Origin of the sequence: Corynebacterium sp. MSK008 (genome assembly GCF_030232585.1) — a bacterium.
Classification (GTDB): domain Bacteria; phylum Actinomycetota; class Actinomycetes; order Mycobacteriales; family Mycobacteriaceae; genus Corynebacterium.
In genome coordinates, this window is sequence record NZ_JASPJX010000003.1 from 49,994 (window position 1) to 67,830 (window position 17,837).

General features: G+C 67.1%; 20 protein-coding genes. 8 read left to right on the forward strand and 12 right to left on the reverse strand.

All coding sequences use genetic code 11. The annotated features are described in order from the left end of the window. The first annotated feature begins 15 nt into the window (after positions 1 to 15). Positions 16 to 690, forward strand: a complete 675-nt coding sequence (locus QP996_RS03165) for an O-methyltransferase (protein WP_502870110.1) — start codon at positions 16 to 18, stop codon at positions 688 to 690. Here QP996_RS03165 and glgC read toward each other — a convergent pair. Next, a complete protein-coding gene (glgC, locus tag QP996_RS03170; protein WP_284871176.1) occupies positions 687 to 1,904 on the reverse strand; it encodes a glucose-1-phosphate adenylyltransferase in 1,218 nt (405 codons plus the stop codon). The two genes, QP996_RS03165 and glgC, sit on opposite strands and share 4 nt — an antisense overlap. 67 nt (positions 1,905 to 1,971) lie before the next feature. Here glgC and glgA point away from each other — a divergent pair, with 67 nt between their 5' ends. Together glgA and QP996_RS03180 are read left to right on the forward strand one after the other, a co-directional pair. Further along, on the forward strand, positions 1,972 to 3,129 hold the full coding sequence (glgA, locus tag QP996_RS03175) for a glycogen synthase (protein WP_284871177.1): 1,158 nt from the start codon (positions 1,972 to 1,974) through the stop codon (positions 3,127 to 3,129). Beyond that, the gene (locus QP996_RS03180; RefSeq protein WP_284871178.1) at positions 3,126 to 4,526 is read left to right on the forward strand and encodes a GH32 C-terminal domain-containing protein; all 1,401 of its coding nucleotides are present in this window, start codon (positions 3,126 to 3,128) and stop codon (positions 4,524 to 4,526) included. Before glgA ends, QP996_RS03180 begins: the two co-directional genes overlap by 4 nt. A gap of 12 nt (positions 4,527 to 4,538) precedes the next feature. Here the strand turns inward: QP996_RS03180 and QP996_RS03185 are convergent, their stop codons facing one another. The 7 genes from QP996_RS03185 to dapE are packed head-to-tail and all read right to left on the reverse strand — an operon-like array spanning position 4,539 to position 9,372. Next, positions 4,539 to 5,402, reverse strand: a complete 864-nt coding sequence (locus QP996_RS03185) for a class I SAM-dependent methyltransferase (RefSeq protein WP_284871179.1) — start codon at positions 5,400 to 5,402, stop codon at positions 4,539 to 4,541. Positions 5,403 to 5,428: 26 nt separating this feature from the next. Continuing rightward, on the reverse strand, positions 5,429 to 5,599 hold the full coding sequence (locus QP996_RS03190) for a DUF3117 domain-containing protein (RefSeq protein WP_070475087.1): 171 nt from the start codon (positions 5,597 to 5,599) through the stop codon (positions 5,429 to 5,431). 16 nt (positions 5,600 to 5,615) lie between these two features. Further along, entirely contained in the window at positions 5,616 to 5,924 is a 309-nt protein-coding gene (locus QP996_RS03195; RefSeq protein WP_284871180.1) for a cell division protein DivIVA, read from the reverse strand. A 10-nt stretch (positions 5,925 to 5,934) separates the two neighbouring features. After that, a complete protein-coding gene (locus QP996_RS03200; RefSeq protein ID WP_284871181.1) occupies positions 5,935 to 6,651 on the reverse strand; it encodes a glucosyl-3-phosphoglycerate synthase in 717 nt (238 codons plus the stop codon). Further along, entirely contained in the window at positions 6,648 to 7,499 is an 852-nt protein-coding gene (folP, locus tag QP996_RS03205; protein ID WP_284871182.1) for a dihydropteroate synthase, read from the reverse strand. Before folP ends, QP996_RS03200 begins: the two co-directional genes overlap by 4 nt. After that, a complete protein-coding gene (locus tag QP996_RS03210; protein WP_284871183.1) occupies positions 7,492 to 8,277 on the reverse strand; it encodes an LOG family protein in 786 nt (261 codons plus the stop codon). The genes folP and QP996_RS03210 overlap by 8 nt, the downstream gene beginning before the upstream one ends. A gap of 3 nt (positions 8,278 to 8,280) precedes the next feature. Beyond that, a complete protein-coding gene (gene dapE, locus QP996_RS03215) occupies positions 8,281 to 9,372 on the reverse strand; it encodes a succinyl-diaminopimelate desuccinylase (protein WP_284871184.1) in 1,092 nt (363 codons plus the stop codon). Positions 9,373 to 9,401: 29 nt separating this feature from the next. On the opposite strand from dapE, the gene QP996_RS03220 reads away from it, so the two are divergent. The 5 genes from QP996_RS03220 to QP996_RS03240 are packed head-to-tail and all read left to right on the forward strand — an operon-like array spanning position 9,402 to position 14,660. After that, the gene (locus QP996_RS03220) at positions 9,402 to 10,334 is read left to right on the forward strand and encodes a 2,3,4,5-tetrahydropyridine-2,6-dicarboxylate N-succinyltransferase (RefSeq protein WP_284871185.1); all 933 of its coding nucleotides are present in this window, start codon (positions 9,402 to 9,404) and stop codon (positions 10,332 to 10,334) included. 58 nt (positions 10,335 to 10,392) lie between these two features. Further along, a complete protein-coding gene (locus QP996_RS03225; protein WP_284871186.1) occupies positions 10,393 to 11,781 on the forward strand; it encodes an amino acid permease in 1,389 nt (462 codons plus the stop codon). Then, complete coding sequence (locus tag QP996_RS03230) at positions 11,781 to 13,145, forward strand: amino acid permease (RefSeq protein ID WP_284871187.1); 1,365 nt, start codon at positions 11,781 to 11,783, stop codon at positions 13,143 to 13,145. The genes QP996_RS03225 and QP996_RS03230 overlap by 1 nt, the downstream gene beginning before the upstream one ends. A gap of 5 nt (positions 13,146 to 13,150) precedes the next feature. Beyond that, complete coding sequence (gene dapD / locus QP996_RS03235; RefSeq protein ID WP_284871188.1) at positions 13,151 to 14,125, forward strand: 2,3,4,5-tetrahydropyridine-2,6-dicarboxylate N-succinyltransferase; 975 nt, start codon at positions 13,151 to 13,153, stop codon at positions 14,123 to 14,125. Beyond that, positions 14,115 to 14,660, forward strand: a complete 546-nt coding sequence (locus QP996_RS03240; RefSeq protein WP_284871189.1) for a GNAT family N-acetyltransferase — start codon at positions 14,115 to 14,117, stop codon at positions 14,658 to 14,660. The genes dapD and QP996_RS03240 overlap by 11 nt, the downstream gene beginning before the upstream one ends. Here the strand turns inward: QP996_RS03240 and QP996_RS03245 are convergent. From QP996_RS03245 to fdxA, 4 genes are all read right to left on the reverse strand, one after another. After that, the gene (locus tag QP996_RS03245; protein WP_284871190.1) at positions 14,603 to 15,691 is read right to left on the reverse strand and encodes an HNH endonuclease signature motif containing protein; all 1,089 of its coding nucleotides are present in this window, start codon (positions 15,689 to 15,691) and stop codon (positions 14,603 to 14,605) included. The genes QP996_RS03240 and QP996_RS03245 overlap by 58 nt on opposite strands. An 87-nt stretch (positions 15,692 to 15,778) precedes the next feature. Continuing rightward, positions 15,779 to 16,342 carry a GtrA family protein gene (locus QP996_RS03250; protein WP_284871191.1) on the reverse strand — a complete coding sequence of 188 codons (564 nt, stop codon included), beginning with the start codon at positions 16,340 to 16,342 and terminating at the stop codon, positions 15,779 to 15,781. A gap of 60 nt (positions 16,343 to 16,402) precedes the next feature. Continuing rightward, on the reverse strand, positions 16,403 to 17,503 hold the full coding sequence (gene dapC / locus QP996_RS03255; RefSeq protein ID WP_284871192.1) for a succinyldiaminopimelate transaminase: 1,101 nt from the start codon (positions 17,501 to 17,503) through the stop codon (positions 16,403 to 16,405). Positions 17,504 to 17,507: 4 nt separating this feature from the next. Continuing rightward, a complete protein-coding gene (gene fdxA, locus QP996_RS03260) occupies positions 17,508 to 17,831 on the reverse strand; it encodes a ferredoxin (RefSeq protein ID WP_284871193.1) in 324 nt (107 codons plus the stop codon). Between the last annotated feature and the right edge of the window lie 6 nt (positions 17,832 to 17,837).

Genomic DNA, 17,837 nt, shown 5'->3' on the forward strand with positions numbered 1-17,837 from the left:
TACATGCGCCCCGCTATGATTGCCGGTGTGAGTGAGACTGCGTTTACCCAACTGAGCACCTACATCGACTCCCGCCGGGACCACCTGCCGGAGGCGGTGGGCGAAGCGCTTGCCCGCGCCCGCGAGGACGCCGAGGAAAACGGCGTGCCGGTTCCCAGCCAGATCGTGGGCGATCTGCTTTCTGTGCTGGCAGCGGGCAACGAGGCCTCCCAGGGTGCGGTCGCGGTGACCCCGGCCGCGGGGGTCGCGGGCCTGCACATCCTCGCCGGCCTGCGCGAGAAAGCCACCCTGACCTGCATTGAGCCGGAGGCGGCGCTCCAGGCGGGCGCGAAAGATGCGTTCCGCGCCGCAGGCTTTGCGCCGTCTCGGGTGCGCTTCCTCACCTCCCGCCCGCTGGATGTGATGGGCCGGCTCGCCACGGGCGCGTACCAGCTGATCTACGCCGATGTCTCGGCCGTGGAGCTGCGCCCGCTCATCGACGCCGCGTGGCCGCTACTCGCCCCCGGCGGCACACTCGTCATCGCAGGCTCGCTTCTCGACGGCACCGTGGCCGACCCCACCCGCCGCGATCGCGACACTGAGGCGGCGCGGGAGGCGGACGCTTTCGTCGATACGCTGGCGCTCGAAGAGGCCGCCCTTGCGCGCCTGCCTCTCGACGGTGGGCTGACGCTTGTGACCAAGCGCCGCTAAATCACCTCGCTCTTACCCACGCACACCACGCCGTTGTCGGAGACTTTGAAGCGCTCCCGGTCGCGCTCCGGGTCCACGCCGATGATCTCCCCGTCGGAGACGTAGACGTTTTTGTCCAGGATGCAGTGGCGCACCACCGCGCCCTTGCCCACGCGCACGCCAGGCATGAGCACTGACCCCTCAACGGTGGCACCTTCTTCCACGCGGACGTCGGTAGACAGCACCGAGTTACGCACCGTCGCACCCGAAATGATGGAGCCGGAAGCCACAATGGACTCCTGTGCAATGCCGCCCATGACAAACTTCGCCGGCGGCAGGTTGTCCTCGTCCGTTGCGTGGATGGGCCACGCCTTGTTGTAGAGGTTGAACACCGGGTGCGAGGAAATGAGGTCCATGTGGGCTTCGTAGAACGAGTCCACCGTGCCCACGTCGCGCCAGTAGCCGCGGTCACGCTCGGTGGCGCCCGGGACCTCGTTGCGGGAGAAGTCGTAGACGTTCGCTTCGCCCTGGGCCACGAAGTACGGGATGATGTCGCCGCCCATGTCGTGGGCGGACTCCTCGTTCTGCTCGTCCTCGAGCAGCGCCTGAATCAGCGCCTCGGTGGAGAAGCAGTAGTTACCCATCGACGCGAACGTGGTCTCCGGGTCGTCCGGGGTCCCCGGCGGGTCCGACGGTTTCTCCAGGAACTCGGTGATCGTACCGTCGTCGTCCGCCTGGATGCAGCCGAACGCGTGCGCCTCTGAGCGCGGCACACGGATGCCAGCCACCGTGGCCGCCTTGCCCGAAGCAATGTGATCTTCCACCATCTGCGAGGGATCCATGCGGTAGACGTGGTCCGCGCCGAACACCAGCACGTAATCCGGCGCGTCGTCGTAGATCAGGTTCAACGACTGCACGATCGCGTCCGCAGAACCCGAGTACCAGCGCTTGCCGCGGCGCTGCTGCGCAGGCACCGAGGCGATGTACTGCTGCGTCGGCCCCGAGACGTTCCACGCGGTGGCCACGTGGCGGTCCAGCGAGTGGGACTTGTACTGGGTCAGCACCGCGATGCGCATATAGCCCGCGTTGACCAGGTTGGACAGGACAAAATCGATGAGGCGGTAGTTGCCGCCGAACGGCACGGCGGGCTTGGCACGGTCAGCGGTCAACGGAAACAGGCGCTTGCCCTCACCGCCGGCCAGAACGATGGCGAGAACTCGAGGCTGGCTTTTCATACCAGCCAGGCTAATGAGAATTTGAGGTCCCTGCAGGGAATCGCGCGCATAAGTAGGCTCGGCGATCATGAAAGTCGGAATGTTCACCCGCGAATACCCACCGGAGGTCTACGGCGGCGCCGGCGTCCACGTCACCGAGCTGACGCGCTTCATGCGCGACATCGTCGAGGTAGACGTGCACTGCATGGGCGCACCCCGCGACGCGGAAGGCGTCTTTGTCCACGGCGTCGACCCCGCGCTGGAACACGCCAACGGGGCGATCAAGACACTGTCCACCGGCCTGCGCATGGCCGACGCCGCCGCCGGGCTGGACGTGGTGCACTCGCACACCTGGTACGCGGGGCTTGGCGGGCACCTGGCCGGCCAGCTGCACGAAATCCCCCACGTGGTCACCGCCCACTCGTTGGAGCCGGACCGCCCCTGGAAGCGCGAGCAACTCGGCGGCGGCTACAACGTCTCCTCCTGGTCGGAGAAGAACGCCTTCGAGTACGCCGATGCGGTCATCGCGGTGTCCGCCGGCATGAAGGAAGCGGTCCTGCGGGCGTACCCGCGTATCGACGAAGCTAAAGTCCACACCGTCTTAAACGGCATCGACCCGCAGAAGTGGTACCCCGATTCCGGCACCATCGCCGGAGAGCTGGGCGTAAACCCGGACAAGCCCGTCGTGGCGTTCGTCGGGCGCATCACCCGCCAAAAGGGTGTGGCCCACCTGCTCAAGGCAGCCCAAGCCTTCGACGAGGACATCCAGCTCATCCTGTGCGCTGGGGCCCCGGACACCGAGGAGATTGCGGCGGAGACCGAAGGGCTCGTCGAGAAGCTCAAAGCCTCGCGCGACGGAGTGTTCTGGATCCAGGAAATGATGCCGGCGGAGAAGGTGCGCGAGGTGTACTCGCTGGCCGACGTGTTCGTGTGCCCGTCCATCTACGAGCCGCTGGGCATTGTGAACCTCGAGGCGATGGCGTGCGAGACCGCCGTGGTAGCCTCGCGCGTCGGCGGCATCCCAGAGGTCGTCATCGACGGCGAGACCGGCGTGCTGGTGGACTACGACGCCAACGACACCGCAGGCTTCGAGGCCGCCTTGGCCGAAGCCGTCAACGCCGTCGCAGGCGATACCCAGCGCGCCGCCGCCATGGGCGCCGCCGGGCTGACGAGGGCAAAAACCGACTTTTCCTGGGCAACCATTGCGCAAAAAACCGTAGAGATTTACAAGGGGCTGAAGAGATGACCGTTTACCGTCCGGAACTGCACGTCACCGCCGAGCGCGGCATCCTCGAAGGCCCCGCCGGCATCTACCGCACCGGCAAAGCCAGCGAGCGGGTGTGGAACATGTTCTACCAGTACCGCCCCACCCCCGAAGCGCCCAGCCGCTGGGGGCACCAGCAAAGCGAGGAGGACGCGTTTAGCTGGGTGGACTGCAACGACGTCATCGTGCCCGTCGGCGGCGAAATCGCCGTGCGCGCCGGCAGCGTCTCCCCCGCGGGCGACGGCGTGGATCTGTACTTCACCTCCGCCACCGCCGCCGGCAACACCATCCAGGTCGCGCACGTGCCGCACGTCGACGAGCTGTGCGCAGACCTCGACAACGATGCTGACCTCGACGTCTCCGGCGCCGCAGCCCGCCTCGGCGCCGTCGTCGAGGACGTCGCCGGCGTGAGCAACTTCCGCTCCCCCTGCGTCGTGCCCGACTGGGACGCCGACGCCGACCGAGACGACGCCCACGACGGCTGGCTCATGCTCGCCGTCTCCGGGCCCGAAACCGCCCCGAAGCCCGTCGTGCTCACCTCCGACGACGGCCGCGACTGGAAACTCGAAGGCATCCTCGAATTCGACGGTGACACCGGCGTCGACCTCGACGCCTCCCTGGTCGCCCCGCGCATCGTGCGCCTGCGCGACGAGGTCGACGAGAAAATCCACGACGTGTTGTTTGTCACTCTCGAGCGCGACGGCAAAGACACCGCTGTCTACGCCGTCGGCGAACTTCGCGGCAACAACTTCCGCGTGGACACCCCCTTCACCATCGTCGACCACGGCCACGACTTCACCCGCCCCCGCAACACCACCTACAACCTAGCCGAGACGGCGAAGCTCTACGAGCGCGCCTACCTCTACGGGTTCATGACCAACACCGACCGCGCCGGCGACCCCACCCGCGAGCCCAACTGGGACGCCGAAGGCTGGGCCAACGCCCTGACCCTGCCGCGCCGCGTCACCCTTCAGGGCGGCCGCCTCTACCAGGTGCCCGCGCCGGGCTTGCCGGACGCGGTGGACAGCACCGACCGTGCCCGCATGTGGGCCGGGCTGTGCGAGGTCGCGCCGGGCTCTTCCGTCGTCGTGGAAGTCCTCGACAGCGACGGCGAGCCGGGCGTGGTAATCACCCACTCCGGAGACACAATCACCCTCGACCGCATGGACGGCTCCCCCGCCAGCGCCGCGCTCCACGACGACGATGAGGACAACATCACCGTCATCGTGGACGGCTCCACCATCGAGGTCTACGCCGGTGGCGGCAGCGTGGTTATGTCCTCGCGCGTGTGGCTCGACGGCGGCTGCTCCGGCATCCGCACCCGCGCCCACGACGGCGCGGAAATTCACTCCGAGTGGCGCCGCGGCTACGTGCGCTAAGGCAGGGAGGCTTTAGGCCTTGCGCATGCGGATCAGCTGCGCACGCGCGGTGACCCGCATCTGCTCCGGCAGCTCCGCCAGGCGGGCCTGAAGCGTCTCGCGGTCCAGGTGACGCGCCGACGGGCTCATACCCACCTGGGCGGCGATGGCGTCGCGCTCGAGCAGCATCGGGAACTCGATGAGCTGCGGCCCCGCCGCCGGGGTCAGGTGGCCCTCGGACTGGGCGATGAGGCGCTCGACCTTGCCCTCCTCAACGCCGAGGATGCCCAGCGGCTCGCGCAACTCATCCAGGTGGCCCTGGTCGGCGACGAGCATGACGGCCTCGCCGCCGTCCACGAGCACACGCGCGAACTCCGCCGGGTTACGCGGCGCAAACACCACCGACAAAGCGTGAACGGAGCCGGTACGGATTGGCAGCTGCTCCCACACGTCCGCCACTACAGCGCCCACGCGCGGGTGCGCCTTGGCAAGATGCTTCGCGGCCGGCACGGACACGTCCAGGCCGACGCCGCGCGAACCTGCGATTAGGTCCAGGGTGTGGGCCAGGTAGTAGCCGGTGCCGGCGCCGGCCTCCATGATCACCGGGTTATCGGCGTCGCCGGCGGCGCGCTCCACAACGTCGGCAAGCGCGTCGGAGACGGCTTCCACGAACGGCGCGAAGTGACCGTTGGACAGAAACGTCTCGCGGGAGTTGACCATCTCCAGCGAGTCACCCTCGTGCCCGATGCCCTTGCCGGCGGCGAGGGTGACGTAGCCCTGCTTGGCCACGTCATAAGAATGCCCCGATTCGGAGACGAGACGGGAAAAGTCGTCTTCGCCTCGAAGCGGGGTCAGGTCTGCCGGGTCGGCGAGCACGTCCACAATGTCGTTGAGCATGTGGCGATACTACCGCGTTCGGCGCGTTACGCTTCTGCGGCCTCCGTGAGCAGTCGGCCGAGCTCGCCGGCCTCCTCCTTGGACAGCTCCACCACGAGGCGGCCACCGCCGTCGGACGGGATACGCATCACGATCTTGCGGGACTCCTCCACCGCTTCCATCGGGCCACTGCCGGTACGCGGCTTCATTGCTGCCATTCGTCTACGCTCCTTTTTACTTCGCGATAGTTGACGTTGACGATTCTACCCGAGCTTCCTGCCTCTCGACGGGCCCAAGGTTGCCACCAGCCAACTGCTCCAGCAGCGCATCCACCTGATCCATGCGGTAGCCGCGGTGCACCACCTCGAGCTGAATGTCGCCGAAGTTGCCCTCCTCCACGGCGCGGCGGTTGGCCTCCTTGACGTCGGCGGTCGGTGGCATCGGAGGCAGCGCCTCGCCGCGGCCGAAGACGGAAGCGAACACGCGCACGCCGATGATGCTCAGCAGAGCGAGGATGAGGATTAGCACGATCCAGGAAAGCATGACGGTTAGTTTAACCGTCCACCCAGGCGGGGCGCTCGCGGACCTGTATTTCGCCTACCCCGGCGCGCGCCAGAATCGTGCGGGAGACCACGTCCGCCATGGGCCCCAGTTGCGTGAGCGGGCGGTTGCGGTGCTCGCGGGGGCTCAGCTCAACTTCACCGATGGAGGTGGGTGTGTGGGCGGAGGCGACGTCGATGAGCAAGCCGGCCTCGACGCCGTAACCTGCGACGGACGGGAGACGGAGCGCGGTGTCACGGCGGATGGCGTACTCGCCTGCGAGCGGTTGGCGGATGTGGGCGAGCTGCGGGAACAGCGCGCGCAGGAGTGGCTTGGCGGTCAGCTCGGTGACGCGGCCGCCGGCGCGGGCGCGCTCGTAGGAGGCCTTGACCAGGTGGACGCTGTCGTCGCTGAAGGGTTCGGCGAGCGCGTCGACCCACCACGGCTCGAGCGAGGTCACGTCCGCGTCCACGAACACCACGACGTCGCCGGTGGCCGCCTTCACCCCGCGCCACAGGGCCTCGCCCTTGCCCTCCCAGGGCTCGCGCGGGTCCACCTCGCGCCACGGCACCACCCGCGCGCCCGCCTCCGCCGCGAGCTTGGCGGTGGCGTCGGTGGAGTCCGGGTCGATCACCAGCACCTCGTCGGCGTGCGATGCGAGACACTTCTCGACGACGCCCGCCACCGTCGCTTCCTCATTCAACGCAGGGATAACCACGCTGACCTTCACGCGAGCCCCCGGACTGTGTGGAGCGGGGCCATCTCTCCCTGGATCGCGGCGGTCATGCGGATCACATCCAGCGTGGCTGCGACCTCGTGCACGCGGAAGGCCGCCACCCCGCGCGCGGCCGCCCACGCGGTGGCGGCGAGTGTGCCGGGGACGCGCTCGGTGATGTCCGCGCCGAAAAGCCCGCGGCCTAGCGTCTCGCCGACGAAGTCCTTGTTCGACAGCGCCATCAGCACCGGCCAGCCGGTGGCCACCAGCTCGTCCACGCGGCGCAGCAGCTCCAGGCCGTGGTAGGTGTTCTTGCCAAAATCGTGGGTCGGGTCGATGAAGATGCGTTCCTCCGGCACGCCCAGCGACGCGGCGCGCTCGGCCAGCGCGGTGGTCTCGGCGATGACGTCGGCGACCACGTCGTCGTAGTGCACGCGGTGCGGGCGGGTGCGCGGCGTGACCCCGCCGGTGTGTGAGCAGACGTAGCCCACCTTATGGTGGCCGGCGACCTCCACCAGCTCCGGGTCGAATCCGGCCCAGGTGTCGTTGATCAGGTCCGCGCCGGCGGCGATCGCGGCCTCGGCCACCGGCGCGCGCCACGTGTCCACGCTCAAGGTCACATCCGGGTGGCGCCCGCGCGCGGCCGCGATCAGCGGCACGACGCGGTCGATCTCCTCGGCCACGTCGACGTCGTCGCCGGGCCCGGCCTTGACACCGCCGATGTCGATGATGCTGGCACCGGCGGACACGGCGCCGTCGATACGCAAAAGTGCTTTCTCGGAGGCGAACGTTGCGCCCTTGTCGTAGAACGAATCGGGCGTGCGGTTGACAATCGCCATCACTTCGGCGAGCGGCTTAGTCATCCTTGAGGCGCTGATCCGTCATCACCTTGTGCGTATCCACGATGTGGGCCACCGCCTCGTCGACGGAGTCGGTGACCAAAAACAGCTTCTCGTCGCCCGGCGAGATCAGCCCGCGACCCAGCAGCTGGTCCTCGATCCACGACACCAGCCCCGACCAGAACTCGGTGCCCATCAGCACGATCGGGAAGTTGGTGACCTTGCCGGTTTGCACCATGCACAGCACCTCGAAGACCTCGTCCATCGTGCCGAAACCGCCCGGCAGCGCGATAAACGCCTGCGAGTACTTCAAAAACATGGTCTTGCGGGCGAAGAAGTACCGGAAGTTCAGGCCCAGATCCACCCAATCGTTCAAGCCCTGCTCGAACGGCAGCTCGATGCCCAGACCCACCGACAAGCCGTCGGCGTTGTGCGCGCCACGGTTCGGCCCCTCCATCAGCCCCGGGCCGCCGCCAGTGATTACGGCGTAGCCAGCCTCCACCAGCGCTTTGCCCACGTCGTAGGACAACTTATACTCCGGTGTCCCCTCCCCCAGGCGGGCCGAGCCGAACACCGTGACTGCCTTCGGCATCTCACTCAGCGCGTCGAAGCCGGCGACGAACTCGCTCTGGATGCGCATCACGCGCCACGGGTCCTCGTGGCGCCACTGGCTGTCCGCGTGGCCATACGCCTCAAGCAAGCGCTGGTCGAACGTGGACGCCTGGTGGCCCGAGCCGCGCAGCGCAATCGGGCCTCGCAGCTTCCGGTCGCGCTCCGGGCGGGGGATGTTCAGCGGGGCCATTGACTACTCGCTTTCGTTGACGCTCAGGTACGACATCAGCTGCTCGAAGACCTGCGTGATCTGGTCCGTCGGGCACTGCTCGTCCTTCTTGTGGGCAAATCCAGGGTCGCCGGGGCCGAAGTTGACCGCGGGAACACCCAGGCTAGAAAAGCGCGACACGTCCGTCCATCCGAACTTCGCGCGGAAGTTCCCGCCCACGGCCTTGACTAGCCCGGCTGCCACGGGATCGCCCAGGCCGGGCAGTGCGCCCGGCGCGACGTCGTCGTAGGTCAGCGTCAGCCCGTCCTCAAGCGAAAGTGCTTCCTCGAGGTGCGCCTTCGCCTCCTCGACGGAGCGGTCCGGCGCGTAGCGGAAATTCACGATCAGCCGCGCGTGATCCGGGATGGTGTTGGTGGCCACGAAACCCTCCAGGCCCACCACGTTGAGGCCTTCGCGGTACTCGCAGCCGTCGATCTCCACGGCGCGCGGTTCATAGGCAGCAATGCGCGTGAGCACGCCGGCCAGGTCGTGCGCCGCGTTATGGCCCAGCCAGCTGCGGGCGGAGTGCGCGCGGGTGCCCTCCGCGTCCACGAACACGCGGATGGTGCCCTGGCAGCCGGCCTCGATGATGCCGCCGGACGGCTCGCCGAGCAGCGCGATGTCGCCTTCAAGCCACTCCGGGTTGTCGCGCTCCAGGTGGTGCAGGCCGTTGTACTCCTGCGCGACCTCCTCGCCCTCGTAGGCGATCACAGTCAGGTCGTGGGCGGCTTTGCCCGGCTCCGCCAGGCGGGCGAACGCCGCCAGGTAACAGGCCATGCCGGATTTCATGTCGACGGAGCCGCAGCCGTGCAAGGTGCCGTCGAGAAGCTTGTGGGGCGTGTTATCCGCGAGCGGGACCGTGTCGATGTGCCCCGCAAGCACCACGCGAGAGGCGAGCCCGAAGTTCGTGCGCGCCACCACCGTGTTGCCGAAGCGCGCAACCTCCGCATGTTCGAGGCCGCGCAGCGCTCCTTCGACGGCGTCCGCGATCGCCTCCTCGTGGTGCGAGGGCGACTCGATGTCCACGAGCGCCGCGGAAAGTGCAATTGGGTCGGCGAAGAGATCTAAGGAAGTCACATGGCGATCCTACGTTTAGACTCGCAGCCATGTCTCAAGGAGCGCGCGCCGTCGGAATCGCCAACATCGCCATGAACGGCACCGTGCTGGATACCTGGTTCCCGTCGCCGGAGCTACTGCCTATCGACGCCACCTCCGGCACCCACCGCGTCAGCGCCCACGAACTGACGCCGAAGTTTCTGAAACTTATTGGCGCAGACCACGACAGGCTGGTGGAACTCGTGCCGGTGCGCACCGTCATCGCGGATTTGGACGCGCCGCCGATCGACGCCCACGACGTGTTTCTGCGCCTGCACCTGCTGTCGCACCGCATGGTGGAGCCGCTGACGATCAACCTGTCCGGCGCGTTGGAGCTTTTAGAGCCGGTGGTGTGGACCAACAAAGGCCCGTGCCTGGCGGACAACTTCGAAACCGTGCGCACGAACCTGCGGGCCCGCGGGTTGATCCACGTCTACGGCATCGACCGGCTGCCGCGCATGGTCGACTACGTCGTGCCGTCCGGTGTGACCATCGCCGAGGCCGAACGCGTGCGGCTGGGGGCGTACTTGGCGGAGGGGACTTCGGTGATGCGCGAAGGCTACGTCTCCTACAACGCGGGCACGCTGGGTCCGGCGCGTCTTGAGGGGCGGCTGTCGTCGGCGGTGGTGGTCGGCGGCGGGACCGATCTGTCGCTGTCGTCGGCGCTGATGGCGTCGCGCGTGAGCGAACACGAGCGCGCACCGATGCGGGTCGGGCGGGACTGCCGGCTGCACCCGTCCGCCGGCGTGATCGGGGTGGATTTAGGCGACCGGTGCGAAATCGGCGTCGGCGTGATGCTCGAGCCGGAAACCATGGTCTTCGACGTCGAAGCCGGCGCCCAGGTGCCCGCGCGGACCATCGCCGGGCGCGACGATCTGCGCATCGAACACGAGCCGTTTTCCACCTCGCCGGTGGTGCGGCGGCGCACTTTAGGCGTCGATTAGCGCAAAAATGCGGAATATAATGCCGTTGGCTCAATAGCTTGCGTTTAAGGTGTTCGACATGTCGACACCAGTTTCCCCCGTTGCGGACTCCACCGCGCTCGCCCGAGGGCTGAAGACACGCCACCTGACCATGATGGGCCTCGGCTCCGCCATCGGCGCCGGCCTGTTCCTGGGCACCGGCGTGGGCATCGCAGCCGCCGGGCCGGCCGTGCTGATCGCGTACGTCATCGCCGGATTCATCACCGTCTGCTTTATGCAGATGCTCGCCGAGATGGTCGCCGCGCGCCCCTCCTCCGGCACCTTCTCCACTTACGCCGCCCAGGCATTCGGCCCGTGGGCCGGGTTCACTATCGGCTGGCTGTACTGGTTCATGATGATCATGATCATGGCCGTGGAAATCACCGGCGCCTCCGCCATTGTCGCCGCATGGTTCGGCATCTCGCCCTGGATCCCGGCACTGGTGGCCATCGTGGCGTTTACCGTGGTCAACTTCTCCGCCGTGAAAAACTTCGGCGAATTCGAGTTCTGGTTCGCCCTGATCAAGGTCGCCGTCATCGTGGCGTTTTTGGTCATCGGCGTCGCACTGTGGCTCGGCGTGCTGCCCGCCGGCGGATTCGTTGGCTTGAGCAACGTCAGCGAAGTCGGCTTCATGCCCAACGGCTGGTCGGGTGTGGCCACCGCACTGTTGGCCGTGGCGTTCGCGTTCGGCGGCATTGAGCTGGTCACCGTCGCCGCAGCCGAATCCGAGGACCCCCAGGCGGGCGTGCACTCCGCGATCCGCTCCATCATCTGGCGCATCTCCGTGTTCTACATCGGCTCCGTGCTGTTGATCGTGCTGCTTTTGCCTTTCGACGAGATCGGCGGGGCCGACTCCGCCGCCGACTCCCCCTTCACCGCCGTACTCGAGCTGGCGAACATCCCGGGCGCAGTCGGCATCATGGAGGCCGTCATCGTGGTGGCGCTGCTTTCCGCCTGCAACACCCAGATCTACGGCTCTTCACGCTTTCTGCAGAACCTCGCCGTGCGCGGCGACGCCCCCGCGTCGTTTGCCCGCACCGACGCCCGCGGCGTGCCCATGCGCGCCGTGGTCGTCTCCGTCGCCTTCGGCTTCGCCGCAGTGGCCCTGCAGTACTGGAATCCGCCGGGCCTGCTCGCGTTTTTGCTCAACGCGGTCGGCGGCTGCCTGATCGTGCTCTGGATCGTCGTCGCCCTGTCCTTCGTGCGCATCCACCCCAAGCTCGTCGCCACCGGCGAGATCACCGAGGTCCGTATGTGGGCGCCGGCCGTCCTGCCGTGGGTCATGATCGGCCTCGCCGCGGGCGTCATCGCGCTGATGCTGGCCAACCCTGACGGGCGTTTCCAAATGCTCGCAGTCACCGTCGTCGTCGGCGTCATCGCCATCGCCGGCGCGATCCACCAAAACGCGCAGAAGAAGGGGGCCGAGTGATGGCCGAAGGAACGTCGAGAAGCAATAGCGATCTCGGCTCCGGCCTGAAATCGCGCCACCTCACCCTCATGGGGCTCGGCACCGCCGTGGGCGCCGGGCTGTTCCTCGGCGTCGGCGTAGGCATCCGCGCCGCCGGACCCGCTATCCTCATCGCCTACGCCATCGCCGGGCTGATCGTCATCGCCGTAATGCGCATGCTCGGCGAAATGGCCGCCGCGCACCCCTCATCCGGTTCCTTCGCCACCTACGGGCGCATGGCGTTCGGCCACTGGGCCGGGTTTCTGCTCGGCTGGATCTACTACTTCCTACTGATCATGGCGTGCGGCGCCGAACTCACCGGCGCCTCCGCCATGATGGCCGGCTGGTTCGGCGTGCCGCAATGGGTGCCCGGGCTCATCGTCGTGGTCGTGCTCACCGCCGTGAACCTCGCGCAGGTCAAAGGATTCGGCGAATTCGAGTACTGGTTCGCCATGATCAAAATCGCCGTCATCCTGGGATTCTTGGTCATCGGCGTGCTGCTGTGGGCCGGCGTGCTGCCCGCCAGCGACTTCGTCGGCTTCGAGCATGTGCGCGAATCCGGTTTCGCCCCCAACGGCATCGCCGGCATCGCCGCCGGGCTGCTCGCGGTGGCGTTCGCGTTCGGCGGCATCGAAGTGGTCACCATCGCCGCCGCCGAGTCGGAGAACCCCTCCGACAACGTCAAACGCGCCGTCAACTCGATTATTTGGCGCATCGCGCTGTTCTACATCGGCTCCGTCACCGTGATCATCCTGCTGCTGCCCTACGCCGCCATCGACGGCGCGGACTCCGCCGCAGACTCGCCGTTCACCGCCGTTTTGGAGATGGCCAACATCCCGGGCGCCGCTGGGTTCATGGAAGTCGTGATCGTGCTCGCGCTTTTGTCCGCGTTCAACGCGCAGATCTACGGCACCTCGCGGCTGGGCTACCAGCAGGCGCTCGAGGGCGACGCACCGGCGTGGATGGCGCGCACCAACGCCGCCGGCGTGCCGCGCAATTCCGTGCTCATCTCCGTGTTTTTCGCGTTCGTGGCCGTGGGGCTGCAGTGGTGGAACCCGCCGGGGATGATCGACTTCATCATGTCCGCCACCGGCGGCTGCCTCATCGTCACCTGGATCATGATCACCCTGAGCTTTATCAAGATCCACCCGCGCATCCGCGCCTCCGCGGTGCGTGTGCGCGGCGCGTCGTGGGTGCCGTGGGTGACACTTGCGGCGCTGCTGGGGCTGACGGTGCTCATGCTTTTCGACGACGCTTCGCGCTCCCAAGTCATCAGCGTCACCATCCTGTCGTTGCTCCTGGTTGCCATGTCCTTCCTCACCCGCAACCGGGGTGCCGTAAGGTAATTGGCATGAATTCCCCAACTTCCGCGATTGCGCGCGGCGTCGCCACCATCACCCACGACGGCACCGTGCTTGACGTCTGGTACCCCGCCCCGTTAGTAGATGAGCCGGTTGAGGAAACCGGGACGCGTCGATTGGCAGAGCCCGACGCCCGCTTCGAAGAGCTCGTCGGCCCCGACGAGGCGCGCGGCGTGGCACGCGTGGCAGTGGAAACCGCAATCAAAGACCTGGCGGAACCTGCCGTGGATGCCTACGACGTCTACCTGCGCCTGCACCTGCTGTCGCACCGCCTCATCCGCCCCCACGGCGCCAACATGGACGGCGTATTCGGACTTCTGTCCAACGTGGTGTGGACCAACTACGGCCCCTGCGCCGTCTCCGACTTCCAGATGACCCGCGGCCGCCTCGCCGCCAAGGGCCCCGTCGTGGTGTTCTCCGTGGACAAATTCCCGCGCATGGTCGACTACGTCGTGCCCTCCGGCGTGCGCATCGGCGACGCTGACCGCATCCGCCTCGGCGCCCACCTCGCCGAAGGCACCACCGTCATGCACGAAGGCTTCGTGAACTTCAACGCTGGCACCCTCGGCGCCTCGATGGTCGAGGGCCGCATCTCCGCGGGCGTTGTCGTCGGCGACGGCACCGACATCGGCGGCGGCGCCTCCATCATGGGCACCCTGTCCGGCGGCGGCAAGGAAGTCATCTCGCTCGGCGAGCGCTGCCTGCTCGGCGCCAACGCCGGCGTGGGCATTTCGCTCGGCGACGACTGCATCGTCGAAGCCGGCCTCTACGTCACCGCCGGCACCAAGGTCGTGCTCACCGCCCCGGTCGCCGAAGCGCTGGGCAAGGAGCCCGGCTCCGAGATCAAGGCGCTCGAGCTCTCCGGCGCGAACGGCCTGCAGTTCCGCCGCAACTCCGTCACCGGCTCCGTCGAAGCCGTGCCCGCGAAGGGCATCGAGCTCAACGAAGCCCTGCATGCCAACTAACGCTGTGGTCCTCCACGACGCGGAGCTGACGCTGCTCCCCTGGAGCGACATCGATTCGTTGCCGGGGGTACGCGCCGACATCGTGGCCACCAGCAACGACCCGGTAATGGTGCGCTGGACAACCGTGCCGCACCCCTACACCGGCGAGCACGCCGACGATTTCCTTGCCGCTGTGCCGGAGGGCGTCGAGCGGTGGGCGTATGTCCTTGACGGCCGCTACGCCGGAAGCATCGAGCTGCGCCCCGGCGGTGTGCTTGGCTACAGCACCGCGCCTTGGGCTCGCGGGAAGGGCCTAACCACCCGGGCGTTGCGTCTGGTCGCCTCCCACGCGTTCGCTCAAGGGGTGCGCCGACTGGAGCTCCACATCGCCGTGGACAACGCCGCCTCGCGCCGCGCGGCCGAGAAAGCCGGATTCACATACGAGGACCTCCTCCCCGACCCGGCGCGTCTGCGCGGCCACGAGGACCAGATGGCCCGCTACGTGCTCCGCGCCCCAGAGGAACCGGAGCCGAACAGCACCTCCATCGCCCCGTAGGGGTGATACCGGTTCGCCGCGGGGATCCCGTTCGGTGAGACCCACGTGGGGGTCCCTTTGACCCGTTTGACGCTGCCGCGGCGGTTGGCGTGCGAGGCGATGTCGTGATTGACCTGGTTGTGGTAGCGGCACACCGGCACAAGGTTGGACATGTTCGTCTCACCGCCTTCGGCCCACGACTGCATGTGGTGGATCTCGCAGGCATCGGAGCCGTGGCGGCAGCCCGGCCACGGGCACACCGTCAGCGTCATCCGGGCGAGGTCGCGCTGTTTGTCGTTGGCGTAGCGCTGCGTTTGGTACAAGTTCAACGCGCCTTCGGTCGGGTGGAACAGCGCTATCTCTGCGAGTTCGGGCTCCATTGCAAGGTATTCGGCGCCGGTAATGGTCGTGCCGTCGGTGAGTCCCAGGATCACCTCGTCGCCCTCGCCGGAGAGGATCTGCACGTGCTGGTCCAGCCCCACCACCACAATCGGGCGGCGAATGGCAAAGGGTATGCCCCCGCCGCAGCCCCGGACAAGATCGAGGAATCTTCGCAGCATCTGCGGCCCTGGCGGTTTGGTCGAGTCGAGGTCCTCGCGCAGGTAGGCCTCGATGTCGGCGGCGTCATGCTCGTCGGCAGTGATCTGGATCGAGCGCCTGCCGTGCACGGATCTGCCAAACCTGACCTGCAGCTTCGGCTTTGTCCGTGCCGGTTTGAGAATCAGCCGGTCGGCCTTGGCTTTCAGCTCGTGGTGGGTGGTGAACTTTTCCAGCAGCTTGCGGCGCACGCGCCACCGCTCGGCTTCGTTGGGGATCTTCTTCAGCCGGTCTTCGATGTAGACCAGCTGGCTCAGCGGGAACTCGTCGGCGGCCTTGCGGGCGAGGCGTTGGTGTTTGGTCCACCGTGTGGGCCCGAAATAGACCTTGTGGATTGCTTCCCACTTGCTGGCCAGGTTCGGTATCACGCCGGCGGCGACGGCGGCGCGCTTGTCAAAACCTTCAAGTACGCGGATGGTCGGTTGTGTGTCCAGAAACTCTTGGAATGGTGTCATGGCAGACAAGCTATGACCGCGCAAGCCCCAAATCTAGACCCCGGCGAAAATGTGGATAACTTTTCCTGAGAATTTCACAATCCCCAGCTAGACGGCAGATTTTGGCTTTCCGAAGGTCCAGAATTTGTTGATGATGAAGTTCACCGGCATGGCAATGAACGTCGAGATGGCTTGCGCCCAGTAGGACTTGGTGCGCAGTCCGGTGGAGTCGTCGAAGATGTGGTCCGGCAGGCCGATGGGCGTGGTGGGGTTCATCAGCAGCGTCATGCACGTCAGCGACACCGCGAACGCGAGCGCGCCGGTGGCCAAAAACGGGAAAAACCCGCGCAGCCAGGAGCGCCCGTGCACGCCGCGGAAGGTCCAGGAGCGGTTGAGCTGGTAGTTCCAGGTGTTGGCCAGCACGAACGCCAGGGTGGACATGACGTGGTACCAGCGCACGTTCCAGCGGGTGGAGCCGAGCTGCATGACCACGTCGTTGGCGTGGAGGTCAAGCCCGTTTTCCAGGGCCTTGTTGGCCAGGTAGAACACGATGAAGTTGACCAGCACGCCGGAGCCGCCGACGATGCCGAAGCGCAGGAATTGGCGCAACCCGGCAACAAGGCGTACCGCTGTGCTGCCGCCGGTTGGTGCGGCGGTGTACTCGTGCGCCACGGGCAACCTCCTCGGAAAAGTACGCAAAACTTACGTAAGTGTAGTCCTGGGAGGTCGAAGTTAAGAAACCAGGCGCTTGGCGGCTTCGGCGATGCGTTCGTCGGTGGCGGTCAGCGAGATGCGCACGTGGTTCGCGCCGGCGGGCCCGTAGAAGTGGCCGGGAGCTGCGAGGATGCCGCGGTCCGCGAGCCAGTCCAGGGTTTCGCGGGAGCTCATTGCTTCTCGACGGCACCAAAGGTACAACCCGGCATCAGAGTCGTCGATAGTAAAGCCCGCCTCCGGCAGCGCCTTCATGAGCTCGACGCGGCGCATCGCGTAGGTGGAGCGCTGCATTTCCTCGTGCATGTCGTCGCCGAGCGCTGCAACCATCGCGGCCTGGATGGGGCCGGGCACGATGAGGCCGGAGTGCTTGCGCACGAGCAGCAGCTCCTGCACCAGTTCCTCGTCGCCGGAAATGGTGCCGGCGCGATACGACGCCAGGTTGGACGTCTTCGACAGCGAGTGCAGGGCGAGCAGCCCGGTGTTGTCGCCGCCGGTGACCGACGGGTGCAGGATGGACACCGGTTCGGCGGACCAGCCGAGGTAGAGGTAGCACTCGTCGGAGGCAATGATCGCGCCGGTCTCGCGGGAGAACTCCACCCAGGCGCGCAGCTGCTCCACGGACGCCACTGCCCCGGTCGGGTTCGACGGGGAGTTGACGAAGACTAGGGCGGCGTCGCGGGGGGCGGCCGCGGGGTTGTCGCAACGCACGACTTCGCAGTCGGCCATGAGCGCACCGACCTCATAGGTGGGGTACGCGACCTCCGGGATGATCACCTTCGCACCGCGCAGGCCGAGCAGCGTGGGCAGCCACGCCACGGCCTCCTTCAGGCCGATCACGGGCAGCACGGAGCGCTCGTTCAGCCCGGCGATGCCGAAGCGGCGCGCAAGCGAAGAGACGATCGCGGCGCGCAGCTCGGGCGTGCCGGCGGTCTGCGGGTAGCCGGGGGCCGCGGCAGCTTCGGTCAGCGCGAGCTGGATCGACGGCGCGACCGGGTCGACGGGCCCGCCGACGGACAGGTCAATCAGCCCGCCTGGGTGGGCGGCGGCGCGCTCACGCACGTCCGCGATGGTGTCCCAGGGAAAGTCCGGCAGCCGCGATCCGAGTGGAGTGCGAGCCAATAGCCTAGTCCTGGTTCTGCGGCGGCAGGGCGGCCACGAACGGGTGGTCGAAGTCCTGCGGGCCGGTCTTGGCGGCGCCGCCCGGGGAGCCGAGCTCGTCGAAGAAGCCGACGTTGGCGTCGTAGTATTCGCTCCACTCGTCGGGGGTGTCGTCCTCGTAGAAGATGGCCTCGACCGGGCATGCCGGCTCGCAGGCGCCGCAGTCGACGCACTCGTCGGGGTGGATGTAAAGCATGCGCTTTCCCTCGTAGATGCAGTCAACGGGGCACTCTTCAACGCAGCTGCGGTCCAAGACATCGACGCACGGTTGAGCAATCACGTAAGTCATGGCAAA

Coding starts and splice junctions, on each gene's coding strand:
- QP996_RS03185 (WP_284871179.1), bottom strand. CDS start 5,402: ATGCTCAACGACATTGTGGACGTGCTCGCCGACCCGGCAGACCTGACC.
- QP996_RS03225 (WP_284871186.1), top strand. CDS start 10,393: ATGTCGACACCAGTTTCCCCCGTTGCGGACTCCACCGCGCTCGCCCGA.
- glgA (WP_284871177.1), top strand. CDS start 1,972: ATGAAAGTCGGAATGTTCACCCGCGAATACCCACCGGAGGTCTACGGC.
- fdxA (WP_284871193.1), bottom strand. CDS start 17,831: ATGACTTACGTGATTGCTCAACCGTGCGTCGATGTCTTGGACCGCAGC.
- dapD (WP_284871188.1), top strand. CDS start 13,151: ATGAATTCCCCAACTTCCGCGATTGCGCGCGGCGTCGCCACCATCACC.
- QP996_RS03240 (WP_284871189.1), top strand. CDS start 14,115: ATGCCAACTAACGCTGTGGTCCTCCACGACGCGGAGCTGACGCTGCTC.
- glgC (WP_284871176.1), bottom strand. CDS start 1,904: ATGAAAAGCCAGCCTCGAGTTCTCGCCATCGTTCTGGCCGGCGGTGAG.
- QP996_RS03210 (WP_284871183.1), bottom strand. CDS start 8,277: ATGGCCCCGCTGAACATCCCCCGCCCGGAGCGCGACCGGAAGCTGCGA.
- QP996_RS03195 (WP_284871180.1), bottom strand. CDS start 5,924: ATGCTTTCCTGGATCGTGCTAATCCTCATCCTCGCTCTGCTGAGCATC.
- folP (WP_284871182.1), bottom strand. CDS start 7,499: ATGACTAAGCCGCTCGCCGAAGTGATGGCGATTGTCAACCGCACGCCC.
- QP996_RS03245 (WP_284871190.1), bottom strand. CDS start 15,691: ATGACACCATTCCAAGAGTTTCTGGACACACAACCGACCATCCGCGTA.
- QP996_RS03220 (WP_284871185.1), top strand. CDS start 9,402: ATGTCTCAAGGAGCGCGCGCCGTCGGAATCGCCAACATCGCCATGAAC.
- QP996_RS03230 (WP_284871187.1), top strand. CDS start 11,781: ATGGCCGAAGGAACGTCGAGAAGCAATAGCGATCTCGGCTCCGGCCTG.
- QP996_RS03180 (WP_284871178.1), top strand. CDS start 3,126: ATGACCGTTTACCGTCCGGAACTGCACGTCACCGCCGAGCGCGGCATC.
- QP996_RS03165 (WP_502870110.1), top strand. CDS start 16: ATGATTGCCGGTGTGAGTGAGACTGCGTTTACCCAACTGAGCACCTAC.
- QP996_RS03190 (WP_070475087.1), bottom strand. CDS start 5,599: ATGGCAGCAATGAAGCCGCGTACCGGCAGTGGCCCGATGGAAGCGGTG.